The organism is Aliivibrio thorii (assembly GCF_057368585.1).
Window position 1 is genome coordinate 1,681,746 of record NZ_CM170654.1, and the last position, 24,342, is coordinate 1,706,087.

20 protein-coding genes and 2 pseudogenes are annotated in these 24,342 nt (G+C 38.5%); 10 read left to right on the forward strand and 12 right to left on the reverse strand.

Going from position 1 to position 24,342, the window contains the following annotated elements:
* The first annotated feature begins 102 nt into the window (after nucleotides 1-102).
* Nucleotides 103-1,503, forward strand: a complete 1,401-nt coding sequence (gene asnS / locus AC2IP4_RS07595; protein ID WP_375322303.1) for an asparagine--tRNA ligase — start codon at nucleotides 103-105, stop codon at nucleotides 1,501-1,503.
* Between the two features lie 103 nt (nucleotides 1,504-1,606).
* Here the strand turns inward: asnS and mepK are convergent, their stop codons facing one another.
* From mepK to AC2IP4_RS07625, 6 genes are all read right to left on the reverse strand, one after another.
* Nucleotides 1,607-2,158, reverse strand: coding sequence for a peptidoglycan L,D-endopeptidase MepK (gene mepK, locus AC2IP4_RS07600; protein ID WP_375322302.1), 552 nt, complete (start codon nucleotides 2,156-2,158; stop codon nucleotides 1,607-1,609).
* Nucleotides 2,159-2,327: 169 nt separating this feature from the next.
* Nucleotides 2,328-3,872 carry a L,D-transpeptidase family protein gene (locus AC2IP4_RS07605; RefSeq protein WP_375322301.1) on the reverse strand — a complete coding sequence of 515 codons (1,545 nt, stop codon included), beginning with the start codon at nucleotides 3,870-3,872 and terminating at the stop codon, nucleotides 2,328-2,330.
* A gap of 171 nt (nucleotides 3,873-4,043) precedes the next feature.
* Entirely contained in the window at nucleotides 4,044-5,279 is a 1,236-nt protein-coding gene (gene ltrA, locus AC2IP4_RS07610) for a group II intron reverse transcriptase/maturase (RefSeq protein ID WP_375320790.1), read from the reverse strand.
* 226 nt (nucleotides 5,280-5,505) lie between these two features.
* Nucleotides 5,506-6,630: an ISAs1 family transposase gene (locus AC2IP4_RS07615; RefSeq protein WP_375319889.1), complete on the reverse strand. Its 1,125-nt coding sequence runs from the start codon at nucleotides 6,628-6,630 to the stop codon at nucleotides 5,506-5,508.
* Between the two features lie 830 nt (nucleotides 6,631-7,460).
* Nucleotides 7,461-8,696, reverse strand: a complete 1,236-nt coding sequence (gene ltrA / locus AC2IP4_RS07620; protein WP_486310149.1) for a group II intron reverse transcriptase/maturase — start codon at nucleotides 8,694-8,696, stop codon at nucleotides 7,461-7,463.
* Between the two features lie 854 nt (nucleotides 8,697-9,550).
* On the reverse strand, nucleotides 9,551-10,960 hold the full coding sequence (locus tag AC2IP4_RS07625) for an amidohydrolase (protein WP_375322299.1): 1,410 nt from the start codon (nucleotides 10,958-10,960) through the stop codon (nucleotides 9,551-9,553).
* 392 nt (nucleotides 10,961-11,352) lie between these two features.
* Between AC2IP4_RS07625 and AC2IP4_RS07630 the strand changes: the two genes are divergently transcribed.
* Complete coding sequence (locus AC2IP4_RS07630) at nucleotides 11,353-12,636, forward strand: dicarboxylate/amino acid:cation symporter (protein ID WP_375322298.1); 1,284 nt, start codon at nucleotides 11,353-11,355, stop codon at nucleotides 12,634-12,636.
* Between the two features lie 113 nt (nucleotides 12,637-12,749).
* Nucleotides 12,750-13,262: a hypothetical protein gene (locus AC2IP4_RS07635; protein ID WP_060990787.1), complete on the forward strand. Its 513-nt coding sequence runs from the start codon at nucleotides 12,750-12,752 to the stop codon at nucleotides 13,260-13,262.
* 161 nt (nucleotides 13,263-13,423) lie between these two features.
* Here the strand turns inward: AC2IP4_RS07635 and AC2IP4_RS07640 are convergent, their stop codons facing one another.
* Both AC2IP4_RS07640 and htpX read right to left on the reverse strand, forming a co-directional pair.
* On the reverse strand, nucleotides 13,424-13,909 hold the full coding sequence (locus AC2IP4_RS07640) for a YehS family protein (protein WP_105054570.1): 486 nt from the start codon (nucleotides 13,907-13,909) through the stop codon (nucleotides 13,424-13,426).
* 142 nt (nucleotides 13,910-14,051) lie between these two features.
* Nucleotides 14,052-14,927 carry a protease HtpX gene (gene htpX / locus AC2IP4_RS07645; protein WP_061002229.1) on the reverse strand — a complete coding sequence of 292 codons (876 nt, stop codon included), beginning with the start codon at nucleotides 14,925-14,927 and terminating at the stop codon, nucleotides 14,052-14,054.
* A gap of 304 nt (nucleotides 14,928-15,231) precedes the next feature.
* Between htpX and AC2IP4_RS07650 the strand changes: the two genes are divergently transcribed.
* Nucleotides 15,232-15,393, forward strand: a complete 162-nt coding sequence (locus tag AC2IP4_RS07650) for a heat-shock protein HtpX (protein WP_105054569.1) — start codon at nucleotides 15,232-15,234, stop codon at nucleotides 15,391-15,393.
* A gap of 85 nt (nucleotides 15,394-15,478) precedes the next feature.
* Here the strand turns inward: AC2IP4_RS07650 and AC2IP4_RS07655 are convergent, their stop codons facing one another.
* Nucleotides 15,479-16,069: an acetate uptake transporter gene (locus AC2IP4_RS07655; protein WP_060990784.1), complete on the reverse strand. Its 591-nt coding sequence runs from the start codon at nucleotides 16,067-16,069 to the stop codon at nucleotides 15,479-15,481.
* Between the two features lie 241 nt (nucleotides 16,070-16,310).
* Between AC2IP4_RS07655 and AC2IP4_RS07660 the strand changes: the two genes are divergently transcribed.
* Together AC2IP4_RS07660 and btsR are read left to right on the forward strand one after the other, a co-directional pair.
* Nucleotides 16,311-17,993 carry a LytS/YhcK type 5TM receptor domain-containing protein gene (locus AC2IP4_RS07660; protein WP_486310150.1) on the forward strand — a complete coding sequence of 561 codons (1,683 nt, stop codon included), beginning with the start codon at nucleotides 16,311-16,313 and terminating at the stop codon, nucleotides 17,991-17,993.
* The gene (btsR, locus tag AC2IP4_RS07665; RefSeq protein WP_105054566.1) at nucleotides 17,986-18,702 is read left to right on the forward strand and encodes a two-component system response regulator BtsR; all 717 of its coding nucleotides are present in this window, start codon (nucleotides 17,986-17,988) and stop codon (nucleotides 18,700-18,702) included. The genes AC2IP4_RS07660 and btsR overlap by 8 nt, the downstream gene beginning before the upstream one ends.
* Before the next feature lie 2 nt (nucleotides 18,703-18,704).
* Here btsR and AC2IP4_RS07670 read toward each other — a convergent pair.
* The 3 genes and pseudogenes from AC2IP4_RS07670 to AC2IP4_RS07680 all read right to left on the reverse strand — a co-directional run.
* A pseudogene (locus tag AC2IP4_RS07670) lies at nucleotides 18,705-18,911 on the reverse strand (LysR family transcriptional regulator); the annotation flags it as partial.
* A gap of 26 nt (nucleotides 18,912-18,937) precedes the next feature.
* Nucleotides 18,938-20,038, reverse strand: a complete 1,101-nt coding sequence (locus AC2IP4_RS07675; RefSeq protein WP_486310151.1) for an ISAs1 family transposase — start codon at nucleotides 20,036-20,038, stop codon at nucleotides 18,938-18,940.
* Nucleotides 20,039-20,104: 66 nt separating this feature from the next.
* Nucleotides 20,105-20,785 (reverse strand): annotated as a pseudogene (locus AC2IP4_RS07680) (LysR family transcriptional regulator); the annotation flags it as partial.
* Between the two features lie 109 nt (nucleotides 20,786-20,894).
* Between AC2IP4_RS07680 and AC2IP4_RS07685 the strand changes: the two are divergent.
* From AC2IP4_RS07685 to AC2IP4_RS07700, 4 genes are all read left to right on the forward strand, one after another.
* On the forward strand, nucleotides 20,895-21,503 hold the full coding sequence (locus AC2IP4_RS07685; protein WP_486310152.1) for a LysE family translocator: 609 nt from the start codon (nucleotides 20,895-20,897) through the stop codon (nucleotides 21,501-21,503).
* 194 nt (nucleotides 21,504-21,697) lie between these two features.
* The gene (locus AC2IP4_RS07690) at nucleotides 21,698-23,164 is read left to right on the forward strand and encodes a carbon starvation CstA family protein (RefSeq protein ID WP_486310153.1); all 1,467 of its coding nucleotides are present in this window, start codon (nucleotides 21,698-21,700) and stop codon (nucleotides 23,162-23,164) included.
* A gap of 122 nt (nucleotides 23,165-23,286) precedes the next feature.
* Nucleotides 23,287-23,448 carry a hypothetical protein gene (locus tag AC2IP4_RS07695; protein WP_375322295.1) on the forward strand — a complete coding sequence of 54 codons (162 nt, stop codon included), beginning with the start codon at nucleotides 23,287-23,289 and terminating at the stop codon, nucleotides 23,446-23,448.
* Nucleotides 23,449-23,888: 440 nt separating this feature from the next.
* The gene (locus AC2IP4_RS07700) at nucleotides 23,889-24,170 is read left to right on the forward strand and encodes a hypothetical protein (protein WP_486310154.1); all 282 of its coding nucleotides are present in this window, start codon (nucleotides 23,889-23,891) and stop codon (nucleotides 24,168-24,170) included.
* Nucleotides 24,171-24,342: the final 172 nt, after the last annotated feature.

Below are 24,342 nucleotides of genomic sequence, written 5' to 3' on the forward strand. Positions count from 1 at the left end.
ATCGCGTAACAACACTTGATGCGAGCTATAAGAAAGGTAATATGTCATTCTTGAAATAAAAATATTCGTGCATGTAGCACAACAATGGAGAATGTAATTAACATGACTTACGCGCCTGTAACAGACGTATTAAGCGGCAAACTAGCGGTTGACAGTGAAGTAACTGTTCGCGGTTGGATCCGTTCACGTCGCGACTCTAAAGCTGGAATCTCTTTCCTAGCTATCTATGACGGTTCTTGTTTCGATCCGATTCAGGCCGTAGTTCCTAATGACTTAAATAATTACAATGATGAAGTCCTAAAACTAACAACAGGTTGTTCTGTTGAAGTGACAGGTACTATCGTTGCTTCTCCTGCTAAAGGTCAAGATTTTGAACTTGCAGCAACTAACGTTAAAGTTGTAGGTTGGGTTGAAGACGCTGATACTTACCCAATGGCGAAAACTCGTCACTCAATTGAGTATTTACGTGAAGTTGCACACCTTCGCCCACGCACTAACGTGATTGGTGCGGTTGCACGTGTTCGTAACTGTCTATCTCAAGCGATTCACCGTTTTTACCACGAGCAAGGCTACTTCTGGATGTCTGCTCCACTAATCACTTCATCAGATGCTGAAGGTGCTGGTGAAATGTTCCGTGTTTCTACTTTAGACCATGCGAACCTTCCTTTAGATGACAAAGGCAATGTTGATTACGACAAAGATTTCTTTGGTAAAGAAACATTCCTAACAGTATCTGGTCAACTTAATGCGGAAACTTACGCTTGTGCACTAAGCAAAGTTTACACATTCGGTCCTACTTTCCGTGCTGAAAACTCGCATACAAGCCGTCACTTAGCTGAGTTCTGGATGGTTGAACCTGAAGTTGCTTTTGCTGATCTAAATGACGTAGCAAAATTGGCTGAAGACATGCTTAAATATGTATTCGAAGCGGTTCTTGCTGAGCGTCGTGATGATCTTGAATTCTTTGCTTCTCGCATCGACAAACAAGCGATCACTCGTCTAGAGCAATTCGTAAGCTCTGATTTCGCACAAGTAGACTACACAGATGCAATCCAAATCCTGAAAGATTCTGGCCGTACGTTTGAGTTTGATGTTGAGTGGGGCATCGATATGTCTTCTGAGCATGAGCGTTACCTTGCTGAAGAGCACTTCAAAGCACCAGTTATCGTTAAAAACTACCCGAAAGACATCAAAGCATTCTACATGCGTCAAAATGACGATGGTAAGACGGTTGCTGCGATGGATGTTCTTGCACCTGGTATTGGTGAGATCATTGGTGGTTCTCAACGTGAAGAGCGTTTAGACGTTCTTGATGCTCGTATGATTGAAATGGGCATCGACCCTGAGCACATGAGCTGGTACCGCGATTTACGTCGTTACGGCACAGTTCCTCATGCTGGCTTCGGTCTTGGCTTTGAGCGTCTAGTGTCTTACGTAACTGGTATGGGCAACGTTCGTGACGTTATCCCATTCCCACGTACTCCACGTTCAGCTAACTTCTAATTAGTATTATCTCAATTGAGGTAAAGTAAATTAGCAAGTAATGAATACAAAAATGGCGACCAATGCGGTCGCCATTTTTTTAACTGTTTATTTTTAGGTATTATTACCAGAAACGAACTCTACCAGTGTCGATATGAACAAAATTACTGCCTGGGTAATACCCTACTCCACCCGCTTTTAATGATAATGCCGCTTTTCTTACCTCGGCTAAGGGAACGCCTTCTAAGCGAAAATCCATTGCTTTGCCTAGCATATGCAAACTTTTCTTTGCCACGCCACCATGTGATTTACCACGTAACATTTCATTTGTTGCTGGTGACCGATAACCCGAAATAATTTGAACCTGAGTATCACAACCAATGACATTTTGAATCGCCGACAATTGGTCAAATAATCTTTTATCCATTTCGATGCTTTCATTACGTCTGAAATCACGACATAAATGATTTAGTTTTGCTAACTCTGCGCTCTGATAACCTCGTCCATTGAAATATTCAGTCTGTAGCTCTTCACCGGTATGCAGGTTATTTAATGCTAATTTACGCGGTGACTCTTCAAATTGTGATGCGAAAGATAAGGTAGGGAATAGACTTAAACCAACAGTAGCTGCGCCACCAATAAGGATTTTACGACGTAATGGACTAAATTCAGACATGCAGTAAACAACTCACTTATAAATAGATCAATCAATAATTGAGCGCAAGATACACACTTTACACAGGCTGGTCAAATAATGAACAGTGATATTTTTCAGCTAAAACAGCAAATAATAGCTTACTTATTGAACTAAATATGTTTTTAAACTTAATCAAAAATGTAAATTATTAGTCAATTTTAGATTTACTCCATTCATCGTACTTATAAATATCATCTCTAAATTGAATAATATCTTTGTCATCTATCCATGTCGTTTGATAAGTTGTATAGACTGCTATTTTTTGTCCTAAACCAACAGAATTTGTTTTTGGTAATTGGTTATAATTTTCGTAATCTGTCGCAGTATAATCTGACTCTTCCATCAAAAGTTGTGCAAACTCTGATGCTTTTTCTACCCTAATACAGCCTGAACTATAGGCTCGATGCTGTTTTTTAAATAACGATCTTAATGGAGTATCATGCAAGTAAATTGAGTTCTTATTAGGAGTATTAAATTTGTACTTTCCTAATGCATTTGTTCCTCCAGGCTTTTGTCTTAACTTATAAGGAAAATTCTCCGCTGTCATTTCTTCCCATTTAATACTCTCAAAAGGTATTACGTTATTACTTAGCCATGAAGGGAGTACCTCAAAATTATGCTCTGTAAGATACTCTTTATTATCAAAGGCTTTAGGTAATATATCTTCCCTCATGATCTTAGTCGGTACTTTCCATTTTGGATTAAAGACAATCGAATCTAATCGAGTGGTAAATAAAGGCGTTCTTCTGGCTGGTTTACCTACGATCACTTTACTTTTAAAAATTAATTCACCTTCTTGAAAGTAGCCCATTTCATAAGACGGTATGTTTACCAATACAAACCGATTACTCTTTTCTTCCCACAATCGTAGTCGCTGAATATTAAGCGCAATGATCCGAACTCTTTCATTTGCACTCATGTTTAACCAGTAAAGTGTTTTCTCCCCAATAATCCCGTCGGCAACCAAACCATGCCTTTCTTGAAAGCCTTTAACTATCGTAACTAACTCTTCGTTGTATATACTGCTGTCTTTCTTCAGGAAATACTGAAGTTGCCTTTTATTTAGATCACCTGAAATATTCAACCTGTAGACCAATGACTTATAAGGTATAATTTGATTTGGTTTGAGCAAGCGAGTAATTTCAAGTTTAGGAGCCTCTTGGTGGTAAGGGTCATAATATAGATACAGGCGTTCATATAAATCTGAATATTGCTCAGATTGCGGCTGTAATGTTATAACCAATTGATATAAATTATTTGTTTGAAAATGCTGATTTATTGTATTTATAGCAAATGCTGATGGTTGACCAATATTCCCATCTAGCCTTCCACCAAACAACCATTTAATACCATGCGTTGCAATTAACTCTTTATATACAGAGAAATACAATAAAGTATCAGTTGCTAGAATATCAAACTCTAACCCTTGAGTTTGTTGAAGAAGATCATATCGTTTTTGAAGATCATCGTTCACATCAGCTAATACAAGCAAACCAAGTTGATTTTTTAACTGCCTTCTGTCTTTAACTAATTGCCATTTGAGTTGTGAATAAGGATAAAAGCTAGCCACGATTTCAGGATAGAATAACTGGGATTGATATTCTTTAATGTAATTATTTACACTACTGGACGCATAAACACCAAAAGATACATGCATTAACAAAGCAATAAGTAATATATTGAATCTATCCATGAAATCCCCTAATAAAATACACCAGTACTTTTATACTAGTCTTCAATAGGTGAATATCAAGTTAACCTCTAGTAATTAAAAACCCATCGAGTAGGGTGAGGCTTTTGCCTCATCCCTCTCACAGAACCGTACGTACGGACCTCGTATACGGCTCCTGCAATTTACTATTTCTTAATAAAAAGAAGCGAGTACACCTGTTTTAACTTCGTCTATTGAATACAAGCCTAGATTTTTGAACCACTGATTAGGCATCGCATAGCTTGCTAACGGACTCGCACTGTTTCGCCATGAGTCCATTTTTATGGACTTAAATGGCGGTTTGTACTTTAGTTGCTTAAGACGACGATGCAATCTGCACGGCTTCTTCCACAAACTCATTTGTACCGCTCGCAATCTCCGCCTTATCCAAGCCGCAAGGCTTTTCAGTGTGCTCGTAATATTGGCTATTTTGAAGTAGTTTACAAACCCTCTGAGCACTGGATTCAGTTGCTTTAGCACTCTCGCTAAATTCAATCCTCCATTACGCTTGGTGAGTTGTCTTACTTTCGCTTTTAATGTTTTGAGCTTCTTTTCTTGAATTGCCGTGTAATTTGTAAAAATTTCCACTCCCAAGAATTTAATACCTGTATCGCTATGTGCTATATGGGTTTTCCGCTCATTCACTTTAAGTTTTAGCGTTACTTCTAAAATATGGCTAGCTACTTTTAATGCATTCTCTGCACCCTTTTTCGAGGTGCAGAATATCAAAATGTCATCCGCGTATCGCACTATTCGATGCTTACGCCTCATCATTTCTTGATCGAATTCATCTAAGTAGATATTAGCAAGTAGTGGACTAATCACCCCACCTTGTGGACTGCCTATTACACTATTCTGCCAGTTTTCACCAACCATGACTCCACTTTTTAGAAATTGACGGAGCAAGCCTAAGATACTGCCATCCACGATGCGCTTTCGCACGAACTTGATTATCAGATCGTGGTCAAGCATGTCAAAGCATTTAGACAGATCCATATCAACAACATGCCGCTTATTATATTTACGTATAAAGAGTGTAGCTTTGCTGATGGCTTGATGACAGCTTCGCCCAACCCGATATCCATAACTGGATGGATGAAAGTTTGGGTCAAATATGGGAGTCATTATATTCGTTAAACATTGTTGAACAATTCGGTCTCGAACTGTGGGGATCCCCAATAACCTGATACCGCCATCGTCTTTGGCGATCTCAACTCGTTTTACGGGCCGCGCTTGATAGCGCTTTTCTTGTAGTTCAAGTAATAGTTTTCTGAGCTCTACTTCCAAATTTTGTGTGAAATCATCGATACGCTGCCCGTCAATACCAGCTGCGCCTCCATTCTTTCTCACTTGTTTGTATGCCACGTAAAGCGCTTGCAGTGATAGCATGCGCCCGTAAAGGCTATAGTGTACTCTCAAATTATTATCTCACATCACCTGCTGCTGACTTTATTTATGTTGGTTAGGTTTATTTCGTTGTCGCGTTAAGTTTTCTAGCAAGGCTACGCCCTTTTATTCGCAATATGCTTAACCGCCTCTATGCCTCTAGTAAAGAGAAACACTTACTCCCCGTGCCCCAGGGTTCCCTCGTGAGTTACAAAATTGTTAAAAACCCTTAAGTACCAAACAAAACTCTCTCTCGAAACTCAGTATTTAACGCGCATTTCAATTGTCTTCGTTTCAATGTCCCTTTCATCTCTACAAGCTTAATAAAATTCATACACATTTGACGAATTCGAGATAGGTTTTCTGATGCATGCTTGTAGATGATCCGGCTGTTATCTTCATTCATTACAGTGTCCAACCACCAGTGCATACTTTCTACGCCCCAATGGCCTCGGCATAATTGGCCAAATTCTTCTGCTTTCATTTCCTTAGAAGAAATGAAGTATCTAACGCCTAAACTTCCCGAAGGCTCTCCGTTTTTCTGTTGATAAGTCGTTGCTATACATAAACTTTTTAAGCCTTTCCATTTAGAGGCAAAATCTCCATATTTATCCGTAAATGGAACAACAATATAACTTCTTAAGGTCTTACGACCCCGTAGACAAATTTCTTCTTCCTCAAAAGAATCACTCGCATAATCGCATAATTGCCCTAACGAAAAGTGTTCAGTAAAAACCTTATGGAGACTTGGTTGATTGTCTTTTACTGACATTAAATAGTCCCCTTTACGTTCAACTATTAGCTCTGCAATTGCTCTCTGGCAACCCATTGCATCAACACTAATTACTCGACCTTTAACTCTGATTAATTTAAGCAACTCAGGGATAGTCTTTATTTCATTCGATTTCGAGCTCGTTTTTAGTTGACTTAAAACCAGACCAGTATCAACAGAATAAGCATTAACCATATGTGTTAGGCATTTCTTCTTACTATAATCATACGTGCCTTTTAAAGACTTCCCATCAATAGCTATATGATTGGTTTCTAACGACTTTTCATTTTGAATGTCGTTACACCATCGAGTAAAACAAAGAGAAAATTCATCTGGGTCAACCAATCCAACAATGCGAGCCGTTGTATCTTGACTTGGAATGCCTGATAAATATGGACTGAACTTTTTAAGCCATTCTAAGTTCTCTTCTCCAAAGGCTTCTATCTCATCCCAGGTTTTCATTCCACACAACATGGCTGTCACCACTTGGAACAAAACTTCGAAGAAATCGTAAGTGATTTTTCGTTTCTGACGGCTATCACTTAATATGTTAAAATGGTCTTTGAATTCGTCGTAATTCATCTTTTGAATCTCATTTAGTTATCTAAACAGTATAAGATCACGTCAGATCGCCAAATTCAACTTATTTTTAAATTTTTATCCCGAAAAATTAAGAAAATCCGCGTAAATAACATGCGGGAACCCTGCCCCGTGCCCAGTTCTATTCACAGCTTTAGTATCACCCTTAGCCATTAAAATAGAGACTTTACCTTATTTGGTAATTCGTGAACCCATCATAAATTACGTCACTTTAAGGTAATTTATAAATCACTTCCCCCCTTCGCAATCAATAAGTGCTTTTGGCTCAAATTGACTCTATCAGATATATTACTGATAGTCGGCTTGGTTTTGTCCTCCACACCATCACTGGCTTTCACAGGCCTAGCCTTACTCACTACTACGGGTTCATCTGCCACCTCACATCGGCATTAGATCTTGAGTTTCTTCTTGAATCTAAGCCACTTACTGACAATTAAGTTTAGATGCCAGGCTTCCCCAGTTATTGCACTGACTCCCTGTTAGATATGCCACCCTCAAGCACAGAATTGGTCTGACTAAGTATTGGGCTTCGCGCTATTTTGGACGCTTACCCACCAATCCCGCCGAAACAGGTTACGGTTAGTTGTGTACATCTAACTTCCTATGGTTTCCTTCAGACCTCACCGTTAGCCAGTGACGCCCTTGCCATTCAGATTGTCTTCCCCTTAGTCGGGGTGACTCTGCTATCTTGCAAGCAGACGGGTTTGCCAGCTTTGCTGGGCAAACATCGAGTAGGGTGAGGCTTTTGCCTCATCCCTCTCACAGAACCGTACGTACGGACCTCGTATACGGCTCCTGCAATTTACTATTTCTTAATAAAAAGAAGCGAGTACACCTGTTTTAACTTCGTCTATTGAATACAAGCCTAGATTTTTGAACCACTGATTAGGCATCGCATAGCTTGCTAACGGACTCGCACTGTTTCGCCATGAGTCCATTTTTATGGACTTAAATGGCGGTTTGTACTTTAGTTGCTTAAGACGACGATGCAATCTGCACGGCTTCTTCCACAAACTCATTTGTACCGCTCGCAATCTCCGCCTTATCCAAGCCGCAAGGCTTTTCAGTGTGCTCGTAATATTGGCTATTTTGAAGTAGTTTACAAACCCTCTGAGCACTGGATTCAGTTGCTTTAGCACTCTCGCTAAATTCAATCCTCCATTACGCTTGGTGAGTTGTCTTACTTTCGCTTTTAATGTTTTGAGCTTCTTTTCTTGAACTGCAGTGTAATTTGTAAAAATTTCCACTCCCAAGAATTTAATACCTGTATCGCTATGTGCTATATGGGTTTTCCGCTCATTCACTTTAAGTTTTAGCGTTACTTCTAAAATATGGCTAGCTACTTTTAATGCATTCTCTGCACCCTTTTTCGAGGTGCAGAATATCAAAATGTCATCCGCGTATCGCACTATTCGATGCTTACGCCTCATCATTTCTTGATCGAATTCATCTAAGTAGATATTAGCAAGTAGTGGACTAATCACCCCACCTTGTGGACTGCCTATTACACTATTCTGCCAGTTTTCACCAACCATGACTCCACTTTTTAGAAATTGACGGATCAAGCCTAAGATACTGCCATCCACGATGCGCTTTCGCACGAACTTGATTATCAGATCGTGGTCAAGCATGTCAAAGCATTTAGACAGATCCATATCAACAACATGCCGCTTATTATATTTACGTATAAAGAGTGTAGCTTTGCTGATGGCTTGATGACAGCTTCGCCCAACCCGATATCCATAACTGGATGGATGAAAGTTTGGGTCAAATATGGGAGTCATTATATTCGTTAAACATTGTTGAACAATTCGGTCTCGAACTGTGGGGATCCCCAATAACCTGATACCGCCATCGTCTTTGGCGATCTCAACTCGTTTTACGGGCCGCGCTTGATAGCGCTTTTCTTGTAGTTCAAGTAATAGTTTTCTGAGCTCTACTTCCAAATTTTGTGTGAAATCATCGATACGCTGCCCGTCAATACCAGCTGCGCCTCCATTCTTTCTCACTTGTTTGTATGCCACGTAAAGCGCTTGCAGTGATAGCATGCGCCCGTAAAGGCTATAGTGTACTCTCAAATTATTATCTCACATCACCTGCTGCTGACTTTATTTATGTTGGTTAGGTTTATTTCGTTGTCGCGTTAAGTTTTCTAGCAAGGCTACGCCCTTTTATTCGCAATATGCTTAACCGCCTCTATGCCTCTAGTAAAGAGAAACACTTACTCCCCGTGCCCAGTTCTATTCACAGCTTTAGTATCACCCTTAGCCATTAAAATAGAGACTTTACCTTATTTGGTAATTCGTGAACCCATCATAAATTACGTCACTTTAAGGTAATTTATAAATCACTTCCCCCCTTCGCAATCAATAAGTGCTTTTGGCTCAAATTGACTCTATCAGATATATTACTGATAGTCGGCTTGGTTTTGTCCTCCACACCATCACTGGCTTTCACAGGCCTAGCCTTACTCACTACTATGGGTTCATCTGCCACCTCACATCGGCATTAGATCTTGAGTTTCTTCTTGAATCTAAGCCACTTACTGACAATTAAGTTTAGATGCCAGGCTTCCCCAGTTATTGCACTGACTCCCTGTTAGATATGCCACCCTCAAGCACAGAATTGGTCTGACTAAGTATTGGGCTTCGCGCTATTTTGGACGCTTACCCACCAATCCCGCCGAAACAGGTTACGGTTAGTTGTGTACATCTAACTTCCTATGGCTTCCTTCAGACCCCACCGTTGGCCAGTGACGCCCTTGCCATTCAGATTGTCTTCCCCTTAGTCGGGGTGACTCTGCTATCTTGCAAGCAGACGGGTTTGCCAGCTTTGCTGGGCAAACAAAAAAAGAGCCGAATAATCGACTCTTTAAATCATCAAAGGCATATATTTATGTCTACTATTGAACGACTTCACCGCTTTCAATAACGGTTTTACGTACTATTTTTGTAAACTCAATCACTTCTTGTCGGATTTTGTCTTCATCAACCGTTAACATTTCACGATCTTTCATCAAGATATTACCATCAACAATTGTATGACGAACATTGCCTGAATTTGCAGAGTAAACCAATGCTGAATATGGGTTATATACTGGCAACATATTTGGTGCTTTAGTATCAATAACAATGATATCTGCTAGCTTACCAACTTCAATAGAACCAATTTTATCTTCCATATGAAGTGCTTTCGCTGCACCCATTGTTGCCATATCGATAACCTTGATTGGAGGCATTGCTGCACGATCTTTATTCACTAATTTATGAACTTTAGCAACTTGGTTAAACTCATCAATAATGCTTAATGTGTTACCAGACATTGGGCCATCAGTGCCTAAACCGATACGAACACCTTCATCGTACATTTTAAGTGCTGGAGACACACCTTTTGCTGATTTGATGTTCGCACTCATGTTATGCGCAACACCCATATCTGATTCTTTTACTAGCTCAATGTCTTTATCATCAATAAGAATCATATGCGCACCAATAAGGTTCTTATTAAGCGCGCCAATACTGTGCATGTACTCTACTGGAGACATCCCATTAGAACGCTCAGCAATCACTTCTTCTTCGCGATGAGATTCAGCTAAGTGGATCATGACTGGAACATCTAGCTCTAATGATAGCTTAGCAATTTTTTGTAACGTCTCAGTTGTATTTGTATAGGGTGCATGAGGAGCAAATGCTGGAGTGATACGAGGGTGATCTTTGTATTCTTCAATAAAGTTTAGGGCGTACTGAATCCCCTCATCTGCATTTGCGGCATCAGCAACAGGGAATTTAATAACACTTTCACCTAAAATTGCACGCATACCAATTTTGTCGACCGTCTTTGCAACTTCGTCTTCAAAGTAATACATATCCGCATAAGTGGTTACCCCACCCTTAACCATCTCAACATTACCTAGGTTAGCACCAATACGAACCATGTCGCGTGACACTAATTTTTTCTCTAAAGGGAAGATATAACGGTGTAAACGATCAGGAACATCATCGCCTAATGAACGAAAAACAGTCATTGAGGCATGAGTATGTGTATTAATTAAACCGGGTAAAACAATATCTCCGTCCACATCTAACATGGTTTTCGCTGTGTAGTTTTTTGCGATGCTTTGATCACCAACAGCAACAATTTTATTACCTTTAATTGCAACAACGCCATTTTCGAATGTTTGTTTAGACTCATTCATTGTTAATAGCGTTGCATCAGTAATCAACAAATCAACCTGCTGAGCTGCAAGCGCTGAAAAAGTGACAAAAGTATTTGCTGCAATTGCCGCTGCTAATAAGGTCTTTTTTAAATACATGGACTGACTCGCAAAAAGTAAGAATAATTCGCAGGGATGGTATACGTTAATATTTTTTTATCAAGCGAATTGTCATTAGGTATACGTAACATTCGTTCAAAGTAGTGATCAATCTCATATTTCCTGAAATCCAATACTCATTACGAATATAAAATAACAACATGGTAAACCGCAAACGATACCTAGTTAAGTATTTGGTTTTAATAAACTATAAATGTTAAATCAATCAATAAAATCGCACAATATATCCAAAACTACTAACAATCCATTGCTTTTATCCCTTTTATTTATATTAACAATATGTAAACATTCTGTTGATTTCTCAGTTAATAGAGAAACATTACAAGGACTCACCTATTAGTGAGCACAATATTCTGGAGAACAGGTAAATTATGAAAAAGTCACTTTCAAGTAGAATTTTTATAGGTTTATTCGCTGGCCTATTAATTGGTACAGCTATTCAATACATGTTTAATGGAGTTGCATTTTTTGACTCCTTTCTTTTAGGAGCAGCAGAAGGTGTTGGGGGAATGTTTGTTTCACTGATCAAACTACTCGTAGTTCCATTAGTGTATGTTTCGATCGTTTGCGGTATCGTTGAACTAAAAGACATTGCTTCATTTGGTCGCCTTGGTGGTAAAACTTTTGCTCTTTACCTTATTAACACCATCATCGCGATTGCTGCAGCACTAACTGTAGGTATGATATTTGCTCCTGGTGCTGACGCTAATTTAGTAGGTACTGTTGTGGCTGGCTCTGTAGAGCTAAAAGCTACTGAAACCCCAGATATCTTCTCTCTTATTACAAACATCGTTCCTAGTAACCCAGTAGAAGCTTTCGCTAGTGGGGATATGCTACAAATTATCTTCATGGCTATTCTAACCGGTCTTGCGATTCAAGCGCTTGATCACCGTGGCGGCCCTGCAATTAAAACATTTAAAGTTGCCAATGAAATCATGATGAAGCTAATCAGCTTAGTAATGAGTCTTGCGCCTTATGGTGTATTTGCACTAATGATTCAATTAGGTGCGACATTAAACGCAAATACATTAATGTCTGTTGCTGGTTATGTAGCTCTTGTTATTGCAATGCTTACTTTCTGGATTTTTGTTTTCTATCCAATAATGGTTGGCTTAACAACAGGGATCTCTCCAAAAACATTCTTACGTGCGGTACGTGAACAAATTTTATTCTCGCTATCAACAGCAAGTTCAAATGCAACGATCCCAGTAACAATGCGTACTTTAACGGATAAACTAAATGTATCTAAGTCTGTTGCAGGTTTCGGCGTACCACTAGGCGCAACTATGAACATGTCGGGTGTATCTATTTATATCGCACTGGCTGCTATTTTTGTTGCCAACGCATTTGGTCAACCAATTAACTCTGCTGACCTATTCACGTTAGGCTTTACGATTCTATTGCTATCAATCGGTGCTGGTGGTGTTCCTGGCGGCGGTGTTGTTATGGTAGGTGTTATTTTGCACCAACTAGGCCTTCCACCTGAAGGTTTGGCTATTGTTGCTGCTGTGGACCGCATTAACGATATGTTCTGTACTTCTTCTAACGTTGTTGGTGATACTGCAGTAAATACGATTGTTGCAAAATCTGAAGGCGAAGTGGGTAAAGTAGAGTCAACAGAAGAAGCTATCTTTACTGAAAAAGTAAACGGCTAGTTCTATATTTACTATTAATATCAATAAAAAGAGAGAGCTACCTATGCCCTCTCTTTATATTCAGACATAAAGCATTTATAATGCATCTACATTTTTTTTACATCTTTTGAGCTATGAAGCCTTATTTTTTTACCGCTTTACTTTTTCTTTTTCTATCACCTTTTAAAAGTAACGCTGAATCTCTTTCTCTTTACTCCATGAATACGGGGTCATTCCTTTATCACTTGGTACCTTATGACCCAGACTCTCATCAATACTTTGGTAATGAATACTTTTCTATAGAGCGTAAATTTTCTGAAGATTCAGATTACAGTTTTATGTTAGGTACTTTTTTAAATAGCCAAGCTAATCGTTGTATGCTAATTGGTGTACGAAAAGATTGGTATCAAGTCAGTGATAACGTAGTTATAAAAGGGGTTTACTCTTATGCGGGTGAGTTCTTTGTTGATGCATTTGAAAACTGTGGTGATGGAGGGATTTATAAAACTTCAAAAGAGAAATTCGGCGTTGCATTTGCACCTTATATCTACCATGCCGCGCAATACAATCTAACTGACTATTTTGGGGTTGAGGCTGGTTTTATTCTTCCTGGTATCCTTGTAATGAGTATGCAATGGAGCTTCTAACTTAACCACAACATTACTTATACCAATCGTAGTAAATAACTGTTTATCCTAGTTGGTTAAAATACTTACTGTGATTGATATTACTATATAATTACCCAATACAAAAAACCACGACTCATTAAATAATGATCGTGGTTTTTTATTAATAATGAAGAAAAAGCTTACTCGCTTTCGTTTTCTACTGCTTCTTCACCACGTAAATCTTGTTGCACGCCTTGTAAAAAGTTACGTAAAACTTGGTCTTTACAAATACGGTAGTGCTTATGATCTGGCTTACGGAAAAATGCACTCAGTTCGTGCTTGCTTAGACGGAAGTTTACTAACTTCATTAAGTCTAAAACATCATCTGCTTTTAAGTTCAAAGCAATTTGTAATTTTTTAAGAATGATGTTGTTCGTTAGTTTTTCTTCAGGCTTTGGTTGCTCGCCTTCACGTTTACCACGACGATCATTAATTAAACCATTTAAAAACGTTGCTAATTGAACATCTTGACAACTTTTATAGTCTTTATCGTCATCCGCTTTTAACCAGTTACATACTTCTTCACGAGTTACTTTAAGATCAGCTGCACCAAACAGTGCGATCATTTTTGTATCGTCAAAATCAAAAGTATAGCGAATGCGTCGTAGAACGTCGTTATTAGTCAAGGTAAATCCTAAATAGCTTAATTTAAATTAGGGGCAGACTATAACTCGTAATGCGTATAGGTAAAAGATTTATGTGATCTCTAAACATAAAAAAACCCGAGAATTATCTCGGGTTTGTTGAATTACTTGTAATCTTGCTTAATTACATTTGGCGTAATGCATTAATACGCTTATCTAATGGCGGGTGACTCATTAATAATTCCATTAACGTGTGCTTACCATTAATACCAAAAGCCATCATAGAACCTTCTAACTGAGATTCTTGACCTGTACGTAATCTTTCTAAGGCTGCAATCATTTTCTCTTTACCAACAAGCTGTGCTGCACCTGCATCGGCATAAAATTCACGATGGCGGCTAAACCACATTGTTAAGAAGCTTGCTAAGAAACCAAACGCAATCTCAAGAATAGTCGATACAATAAAGTAAGTCATAAAGCTACCGCCTTCACCCTCACCTTCTTCATCACTTGATGTAAAGCCACTTACTGCATTTGCAATCATTCGAGATAAGAAAATAACAAACGTATTCACAACACCTTGCATTAACGTCATTGTAATCATATCGCCATTTGCAATATGGCTCACTTCATGAGCAAGAACCGCTTCAGCTTCATCACGAGTCATGCTGTGAAGTAAACCAGTAGATACAGCAACCAATGAATCATCACGCTTAGCACCAGTAGCAAAAGCATTCATATCTGGTGAATCATAAATAGCAACCGTTGGCATACCAATACCAACTTGTTGAGCCTGACGTGAAACCGTTTCTAATAACCAATGTTCTGTCTCGTTACGTGGTTGCTCTATTACTTCACCACCAACAGAACGTAACGCCATTGATTTTGACATCATTAAAGACACTAATGAGCCACCAAAACCAAACAATACTGCCATAACTAGTAAGCCTGATAGGCTACCTTGTTGAATCCCCGTAACCGCATAAACAATATTCAACACAATGCTGAATACGATCATTACCGCTAAGTTTGTTGCTAAAAACAGCGCAATACGCTTCATTTATTGTTTCTCCAATATATTAATAAATTCTACTCATTTATTGTATTTTGTCGAGTAGATACCATAAGTGCAAAGCACACACTTTGGATATAAGCATAAGATAGTGTCATTTAATTCAAATACAAGGGGTTGACGTACTTTGATACACTTTCTTGGCATCTATTTACCTTTGTTCATTACTTTTTCATTTTACATGCTCATTAAAACAACCCTAGTAGTTAGACTTTGGTCGTATTGCGGTATATACAGTTTCGCTTTACCTTGTTTTTAATGATTTAAAATAAATAATGTTCAAGGATTTAACATGACAGAAAAAGAAACTTATCTGATGGCAATTGATATGCTTTGTTGTCACTTGGGATTATCAAAAGAAGAAGCTCAAAAACAGCTAGGTATTCATTCTTCTACTGATTTAGAAACTCAAATTCTAGAGACTCAAGAAGCATTAATGGGGCTTAATCAATAATATTGATTCTCTTTTATTACATAACAAAAAAAGCGGCTCACTAATACTTTAGTGAGCCGCTTTTTACATTCGTTTTTTTAGAAACTTATGCAGTAACTGTTGCCGCTTCTTTTGCTTTCATTTCACCAACAGGTAACACTGTGCGACCGTATTCACCGTTAATAACTTGAGCCATAGAGAAGTACATTGCACTTAAACCACAGAATAGACCAACATAACCAGCCATGTGACCAATGAATACGCTGCCTGTAAAATCACGAGCTGAAAGCAATGCGAATAAAATAGTTAATGTACCAAATACCACTTGTTTAGCACGTGGGTAGTTAAATGTACCTAAGAACAAGAAGAACGTTAGAACGCCCCACATTGCTAAGTACCAACCCATGAATACAGCTGATGTTGCTTGACCAAGACCCATTTCAGGCATAAGGATTAAACCAACAAGAGATAACCAGAAGAAACCGTAAGAAGTAAACGCTGTAGTACCAAACGTATTACCCTTTTTATACTCCATGATGCCTGCAATTACTTGCGCGATACCACCGTAAAAAATACCCATAGATAAAATAGCAGTATTTAATGGAAAGAAACCTGCATTATGTAGGTTTAGTAGCACAGTTGTCATACCAAAAGCCATTAGGCCTAATGGTGCTGGATTTGCAAGTTTGCTTGACATGCCGGAGCCTCAAAAAAAAGTGTAATGATTAAAAAAGTGTTTAGGACGCGCATTCTATTTACGCACGTTGAATATCACAACTACCAATTATGGAATCTTACATTTCATTTATAATATTCCTAAAGTTGAGTCACTTTATTATCCATTAATAACAACAAATCTTGTTTTTTATCTTCTCTTTTAGACTCTCTACACATTTACGATTACACTAGATAAACTGCTTTATTTATAGAGAACCTCCATGGAACTGGTCTTTTCCCTACTACAGCAATTAAGCGTTTACCTCGTATTGGCTTATCTATTAAGTAAAACTCCCTTATTTCTTCCTATTACGACTATTTCAGGGCGTTGGAGTCACCGTTTCCTTTGCTATATTATCTTTTCTGGCTTCTGTATTCTCGGAACGTATTTTGGCCTTGCGATTCAAGATGCAATTGCAAATACTCGAGCTATTGGTGCTGTAATGGGGGGCGTTCTTGGTGGGCCTTTAGTCGGTTTTTTTGTCGGTCTAACGGGTGGATTACATCGTTATTCAATGGGAGGGTTTACCGATCTCGCATGTGCAATATCAACAACAGCAGAAGGTCTTTTAGGTGGATTATTCCACTTGTATTTTTTAAGAAAAAATCAGATAGAACAATTATTTAGGCCAAGAACGGTTCTTATGATTGCATTTATCGCCGAACTACTGCAGATGACAATCATTCTGGTCGTCGCACAACCTTTCGATCAAGCTTACGATCTTGTCTCTTCTATTGTTTTACCTATGGTTGTTGCTAACTCCATAGGTGCTGCTATGTTCATGAGTATTATCCAAGATAGAAAAGCCATCTATGAAAAATATTCTGCTGCATTCTCAAATAAAGCTCTGAATATTGCTCAACGCTCTGTCGGAATATTAAGCCAAGGGTTCAACCAAGAAAACAGTGAGCAAATAGCAAAAATCATCTATGAAGAGACAGGTGTTGGTGCCGTTTCTATTACCGATAAAGAGAAAATATTAGCCTTTATTGGTATTGGAGATGATCATCACCTACCAGGTACCCCTATCGCATCGGATTACACCAGAGATGCAATAACACAGAGCAAAGTAATGTATATAGATGGAGATGAATTCCCTTATCAATGCTCAATTGATGATAAATGTAAACTGGGTTCTGCACTGGTTATTCCACTTATTGGAGCAAATAATGAGGTGATTGGCACCATTAAACTGTATGAGCCCAAACGGAAATTATTTTCCTATATCAACCTAACATTAGGAGAAGGCATTGCTAAGTTACTCTCTAACCAGATTTTAACTGGCCGTTATTTACAACAACAAACACTACTAACTCAAGCCGAATTACGCTTATTACAAGCTCAGGTAAATCCTCATTTTTTATTTAATGCACTAAACACTATCAGTGCTGTTATTCGTCGAGATCCAAACCGCGCAAGAGAGCTAATCCAGCATTTATCGCAATTTTTCCGTCGAAATTTAAAACAGAACTTTGAGCAAGTCACCCTAAAAGAAGAGCTACATCACGTACAATCCTATTTAGAAATAGAATTGGCACGCTTTGCTGATAGGCTAACCGTTAACATGGATATTGATGAGCGTTTGTATTCATTACAACTGCCAACTTTCACTTTGCAACCTCTTGTTGAAAATGCGATTAAGCATGGAACCTCTAATATGTTTGAAGCTGGTGAAATAACAATTAAAGCTTACCTCTCACATCATCAAGTGATTTTAGAGGTAATAGATAATGCTGGTCTGTATATAGAACAAGAAAACAGCGATGGATTAGGTACAACCATTGTAGATAAACGCTTAAAAAATCAATTTGGTGATGCGTTTGGATTAACTCTATCTTGTATAGAAAATCAACAAACAAAAGCCACTATACATTTACCACTAGAGACAATAAATAATGCTTAAAGCCATTGTGATTGACGACGAACTATTTGCTCGTGAAGAATTAATAGAACAATTAAATGAAATTGGTCACATTGAAGTTATTGCTGAATGTGGTAATGCGATTGACGGGCTAAAGCAGATCAATCAACTAAAGCCTGATGTGGTATTTCTTGATATTCAAATGCCTAAGATCACAGGGATAGAACTGATCAGTATGCTTGATCCTGACACCATGCCAAATGTAGTTTTCGTTACTGCATATGATGAGTTTGCAGTAAAAGCATTTGAAGATAACGCTTTTGATTATCTACTCAAACCCATTGAGCCTTGTCGCCTTAAAAAAACCGTAAAACGTTTATTGGCCCTAGAAACCAAACTCGATCTTACACCTATCACTCAAACTAAAATTGAACTGATCCCATGCTCTGGCCACAACCGCATTCTTCTATTGCCTTCTCAAGAGATTGAAGTTGCCAGTATTCAAGCTTCAGGCGTTGAGTTAGCAACCAAATCAGAAAAAGCCTGTACTCAGCTTACTTTGAAAGTACTGGAAGAGAAAACGCCACTCATTCGCTGTCATCGTCAATTTTTGATAAACCCTCATTTTATACGAGAGATTAAATTACACGATAATGGCACAAGTGAAATTCTCACACAAAGTGGCCATATAGCTCAAGTAAGTCGCCGTTACCTAAAGGAAATTAAAGAACGGCTGGGTATTCAGAGTTAGTTTCATGTTGAATTATTGATAGGTAAGCACTCTTTAAAACTATTTTCTAACCAATCAATGAACTCTTTTTCTTTCTGATTTTTAGCTCTATCTTCGCTTAATAATATGTAATTATGTCCCGATAAACTAAACCCAAAAGGAGCGATTAAATTGCCTCTTTTTAAGTCATCCATTACTAATGGGTATGAGCCAATCGCACCACCTAACCCCAGGGCGCGAGCATACTTTGATTAATTTATAACCCAAAGAAGATTCGAGCCCGATAATCATCATTCCAACTAGCTTTCTTCAACTTCACTTTTTGGCTTGGTGCCCCACAATCGCATTGCTTCAGCATGTTCATAACAAAGCGTCTAAATAACGCTATATTCTCCACTGCACCATCTAACGTTATTCGCGAGCTATCTTCTTTAAAAACAACATCTAAAACATAATGTTGGCTGTTTTCAATACGCCAATGCTGACGGATATAGTGGCCTAATAATTTGTGATTTGGAGACATAGAGCTTATGTAGTATGAGGTGTCTACGCTGCCTTTACCATTGATCACTCTGTGCCGTTCCACCGCTATGATGCTTCGTACCGTCGGCCATTTATTAGCAAGCTCTTCGGGTAACTTGGCCTTTAACTGGAATACGTATCGTTCTTCGCTGCGACCATGGCGCTTCTCTTTGATTTCGGTAACTATTTTCTCTTTACCTGCATCAAAGACAGCTTGAAATTGGTCAACAACAGCCGCTCTTAATTTGGGCTGATTGTTCTTTACTTGAACAACAACGTGAGCCTTTTTTTCTGCAATTTTCTCCAGTGTATCGCGCTGACAATGCAGAGCGTCAATGGTGATGACACTGTCTTTTACGTTAATAACATCAAGCATTTGGCGTACAACGTTGATCTCGCCATTCTTGCTCTTTGTCGGCTTTTGGCTCAATACAAGACCACGTTCAGTATCGTAGGCTGTGACCAATTGTAACGCGTTTTTTTTGTCATTTCGGTATGAACCACGCAACACTTTTCCATCGAATGCTATAATCGGCTTGTTTTGACTCGTGCGTTGTTCATTAATCCAAAGGGCTAACGCTTCTAGCAAAGATTCAGCAACAATTGAACGTAAAATACGAGCTATTGTATGTCGGCGTGGAATGCCATGTTCGAATGCTCTGTATTGTCTCAACCAATCTAATTTATCTTTTCCAAATAATTCAATATCTTGCCAGCCTTCACACCCCGATGTGATAGCGCTAATTACAAGGAACATAACGTCAATAAGGTCATGCTTCTGATTAATGTCTGATCGGGTATCTTGGACGACTGATAGGTGTTCGATTAAGTTCAAAGTGGCTGCGTGATTATGGATTTGGCACTATTAGATCATATTTTTTAACAAAGTGCGATCCCGCCCTGCACCTAACCCATCAACTGCAGCTTGAAAACAAAAATAAAAATGATCAAACATTTGAACGGAATTATCACCTAACTCTATTTCTGTATTGTCTTTAGCCCAATTACTCCACGCATTCACCCGTGTTTTACTGTGCAGTAATGTAACTTGAGATAAGTCTTGTTTTACTCTTTTCCAATATTCAGGAGAGAAGACGGGCCCGACCCACTCCTCACTTAACATCGTTTGTTTATAATCTTGACGAATCTCAAAATCATCACGACGTATCGCCATTGATAACCCAGCATAACCTAACACAACAGCGCCACCTGCTGTAGAAAGCCTGACATCTCCACCAACATTGTCATGAAAATTTGACAAGCGTGGCATTAACCACCGCATTGTCAATGTCGGCTCACAAGACACTTCTATTGACGTACTTGTCATTTGATGCAACCGATTAACTCCAGTATCTAGCGCACTAAACGCTTGCTCCGTATATTCTTTTAACAACTCACCTTCTTTGGTTAAACAAACGTTCCTACCTTTTTTGTAAAACAAAGAAATAGATAAATAATCTTCAAGAATCTTAATCTGCTTACTGACAGCACCATGCGTAATATTCAATTCATTCGCCGCTTTAGAGTAGCTGGAAAACAATGCTGCCATATGGAATACATGAAAAGATTTTAAATGCCTCATCTGTGAATTTTCCTCACATAAGTAGTGACGTTATTTCGATTATAAATCTTAAAAAACACACTTACAATGCAGACTTAAATTATTCATAATAAACAACATTGGAGTTATCATGGAGCTATTTAGCTTAATTATTCTTGGCATCCTTATCGTTATAAGCCCAGGAGCAGACTTTATCCTAGTATTAAAAAATAGCATAAACCATAGTAGAAATTCCGGTATATGGACAGCTATTGGTATCAGTCTCGCTATTATTATTCACATTAGTTACTCATTACTTGGGATCGGTTATCTAATCTCACAGAATGAACTACTCTTTAATTTAGTTCGATATGCTGGTTCAACTTATTTAATTTATTTGGGAACCAAAAGCATTTGCTCTGCTAGTGCCCAGATAGACATTACTGAACAAGATAAAGACAAAATAAAAACATCCAATTTTTTTATTCAAGGTTTTTTATGTAATGCATTAAATCCTAAGACTATGCTTTTTTTCTTAAGTATTTTCAGCCAAGTTATGTCACTTGAATCCGGTGATCACCTAACTCTATTCTACGGTGTTTATATTATCACTTTACATTTTTTATGGTTTAGCTGTGTTGCCATTTTATTTACCTCAAGAAAACTGCAAACACACCTGTTAAAAATGAAGAAGAAACTTAACCAAGTTTGTGGTGCAGGATTACTTATTTTTGGTGTTCTACTTGGTGTAACTGCATAAACAATTAACGATAGGATTAGCTATTTAAGTCACTAGCTAATCCATATCAATCACCATTCAACACTGGATAATACCGCTTAACCTCTTATCACAACCACTCACATTTTTTGGGCGTGAACTCTTTACGCCCATCAGTATGATAACCAACATATTAATTTACCTATTTAATTCGTAATTCAAACAAGGAATAAATTATGGTTTGGTTTCTAACCTGTGTTGCTGCGCTTATCGGTGGTTACTTCATCTATGGTGCATTTATTGAAAAAGTCTTTGGTATTAAAGAAGACAGGAAAACTCCCGCTCACACAAAAACAGATGGCGTAGATTTTGTTCCAATGTCGACACCAAAAGTATACCTAGTTCAACTTCTTAACATTGCAGGCGTCGGCCCAATTTTTGGCCCAATCATGGGTGCCCTTTACGGCCCTGCAGCTATGTTATGGATTGTACTTGGTTGTATTTTTGCAGGTGCGGTACACGATTATTTCTCAGGAATGCTGTCTGTCCGTAATGGTGGAGCCTCTGTTCCTACTATTACAGGTAAGTACCTAGGCAATGGTGCAAAGCACTTCATGAACGTGTTCGCGATTGTTCTATTGCTTCTTGTTGGTGTGGTATTTGTATCAGCACCTGCAAGTATGCTAACTAACCTAATGAATGACCAATTTGATCTAGGCATCACCATGACGGCGATGGTTGTTATCATTTTTGGTTATTACATCTTAGCGACAATTGTACCTGTTGATAAAATTATCGGACGTTTCTACCCGCTATTTGGTGCTCTACTAATCTTCATGTCAGTGGGTTTAATTTCTGCAATCGCACTATCAAATGATCATTCAGTACTTGGTGGTTATGAGCCAAGTGAAATGTTCACCAATATGAACCCGAACGACTTACCATTGTGGCCGGCACTATTTATCACTATCGCTTGTGGCGCGATCTCTGGTTTCCACGCAACACAATCACCTTTAATGGCGCGTTGTATGGAAAATGAAAAGAATGGTCGTTTTGTATTCTACGGCGCAATGATTGGTGAAGGTATCATAGCTCTGATCTGGTGTGCTATCGCTCTGTCTTTCTTTGATGGTATTGAAGCACTTCAAGCAGCAGTTGCAAACGGTGGCCCTGGTAACGTAGTTTATGCCTCATCATTCGGTCTTTTAGGTACATTTGGTGGCATCCTCGCGTTCTTAGGTGTGGTTATTCTACCGATTACTTCTGGTGATACTGCATTCCGTTCAAGCCGTTTAATCCTTGCTGAATATTTCAACATGGAACAGAAAACACTACGTAACCGTCTACTTATGGCGCTTCCACTGTTCGTTCTTGGTGGTATCCTAACTCAAGTAGATTTCGGCATTATCTGGCGCTACTTTGGTTTTGCTAACCAAACAACAGCGGTCATGATGTTATGGACAGCGTCTGCTTATCTACTTCGTCACAACAAGCTACATTGGGTTGCAACAATACCTGCTGTATTTATGACAAGCGTATGTATCACATTCATCTTAAATAACAGTCAACTTGGTTTTGGCTTACCGATGACACTATCTACCATTGTAGGTGTAGTCTCTGCATTTGTAATTGCTGGTTTGATTATTGTGAAATCAAAAGGCAAAGGTGAAATTGATTCAGAAGAAGAAAGTCTACAATCTTAATAATCTAGTTAAATAAAGAATCCCCATTAATCATTATTAATGGGGATTTTTGTAATACTAATTACCTTAGCTTTAACTCTTATTGCTTCGGGACGCTTTTTAAAACATACAAAGAAAGCAATATGACTCATGCAAGTAAAATTGCGCTCAACGTTACACAAGCTAACTTTAATACTGCAATAAATGGCCTTTATGGATCCATAAAGTCATTATCAACTGCTGTAGAATTAGATCCAAATCAACCATTTGAGGAAAAACTTATCTTAGGCAACATATCAGAGTGAGATAGCGAACGTTTTTCAATCAAAAATAGGGCGACTTGACGGTCACATTCAGCGGTGATCATATACTCCTTTTTAGGGAAAGCATCATGTACATTGACCACTTCAAAGAACATTTTCAAACGATTATTGACTAACATCAAGGTGCAAAGATCACATATTACCTGTTTAAAGTCCTCTTTGGCTCGCTATGTGCGGTGATTGCAAGTGCGAAAGGCTAGTTTGATATTCGTGAATACATTCTCGGTCATCATAGGTGCCTCATTAACTGAATGTCGCCAATACACACTCTTACGAAGGTCAAGTGATTACGATAGATGACAAAACGCTTCGAGGCTCATACAATCGTGAGACAGGACGAGCACCATCCATATGAACTGTAATCGTCAAACAAACTCGTGTTGGGACAGCTGAAAACCGAAGAAAAAAGTAATGAGATTACAGTGTACCCTGAACTGATAAAGATGCTAGATATCAAGGTAGCCCTAGTAACCATTGATACAATGGCCTGTCAGGCTAAGATGGCCAAAGCCATTATAAAACAAGGTGGTGATTACTTGCTTGCATCAAGGAAAACTCCGACAAGCGATAGAAAAAGCGTTCTCATATCAGCGAGCAAATATGGTAGATACCCTCACAGCCTTAAACAAGGGTGTGGACGTATAGAGTCTCGCCAATGCTATGTTTTTAATATTACGAAACTTGATGGTGACTTCTCTCTCTAGAAAGAGTTGAAGAGCATTATAATGGTTGAAAACTTCCGTTTTGAGAAAGGCAGTTCGATTATAGTTAAAACCGAGAATTTAATAAACTAACAGAACAATGTTGAGTTCGAATTAAACAAGGGCATCGCTGAGACTATGTTCATGTGTCCAGTGACGTTTTCAATACAGTTTC

Bases quoted from the DNA above. Each gene is read 5' to 3' on its own strand.
- AC2IP4_RS07625 (WP_375322299.1), bottom strand. From the start codon at position 10,960: ATGTATTTAAAAAAGACCTTATTAGCAGCGGCAATTGCAGCAAATACT.
- AC2IP4_RS07635 (WP_060990787.1), top strand. From the start codon at position 12,750: ATGAAGCCTTATTTTTTTACCGCTTTACTTTTTCTTTTTCTATCACCT.
- AC2IP4_RS07605 (WP_375322301.1), bottom strand. From the start codon at position 3,872: ATGGATAGATTCAATATATTACTTATTGCTTTGTTAATGCATGTATCT.
- btsR (WP_105054566.1), top strand. From the start codon at position 17,986: ATGCTTAAAGCCATTGTGATTGACGACGAACTATTTGCTCGTGAAGAA.
- mepK (WP_375322302.1), bottom strand. From the start codon at position 2,158: ATGTCTGAATTTAGTCCATTACGTCGTAAAATCCTTATTGGTGGCGCA.
- asnS (WP_375322303.1), top strand. From the start codon at position 103: ATGACTTACGCGCCTGTAACAGACGTATTAAGCGGCAAACTAGCGGTT.
- AC2IP4_RS07685 (WP_486310152.1), top strand. From the start codon at position 20,895: ATGGAGCTATTTAGCTTAATTATTCTTGGCATCCTTATCGTTATAAGC.
- AC2IP4_RS07615 (WP_375319889.1), bottom strand. From the start codon at position 6,630: ATGAATTACGACGAATTCAAAGACCATTTTAACATATTAAGTGATAGC.
- AC2IP4_RS07650 (WP_105054569.1), top strand. From the start codon at position 15,232: ATGACAGAAAAAGAAACTTATCTGATGGCAATTGATATGCTTTGTTGT.
- AC2IP4_RS07655 (WP_060990784.1), bottom strand. From the start codon at position 16,069: ATGTCAAGCAAACTTGCAAATCCAGCACCATTAGGCCTAATGGCTTTT.
- AC2IP4_RS07690 (WP_486310153.1), top strand. From the start codon at position 21,698: ATGGTTTGGTTTCTAACCTGTGTTGCTGCGCTTATCGGTGGTTACTTC.
- AC2IP4_RS07695 (WP_375322295.1), top strand. From the start codon at position 23,287: ATGACTCATGCAAGTAAAATTGCGCTCAACGTTACACAAGCTAACTTT.
- AC2IP4_RS07630 (WP_375322298.1), top strand. From the start codon at position 11,353: ATGAAAAAGTCACTTTCAAGTAGAATTTTTATAGGTTTATTCGCTGGC.
- ltrA (WP_375320790.1), bottom strand. From the start codon at position 5,279: ATGCTATCACTGCAAGCGCTTTACGTGGCATACAAACAAGTGAGAAAG.
- AC2IP4_RS07660 (WP_486310150.1), top strand. From the start codon at position 16,311: ATGGAACTGGTCTTTTCCCTACTACAGCAATTAAGCGTTTACCTCGTA.
- ltrA (WP_486310149.1), bottom strand. From the start codon at position 8,696: ATGCTATCACTGCAAGCGCTTTACGTGGCATACAAACAAGTGAGAAAG.
- htpX (WP_061002229.1), bottom strand. From the start codon at position 14,927: ATGAAGCGTATTGCGCTGTTTTTAGCAACAAACTTAGCGGTAATGATC.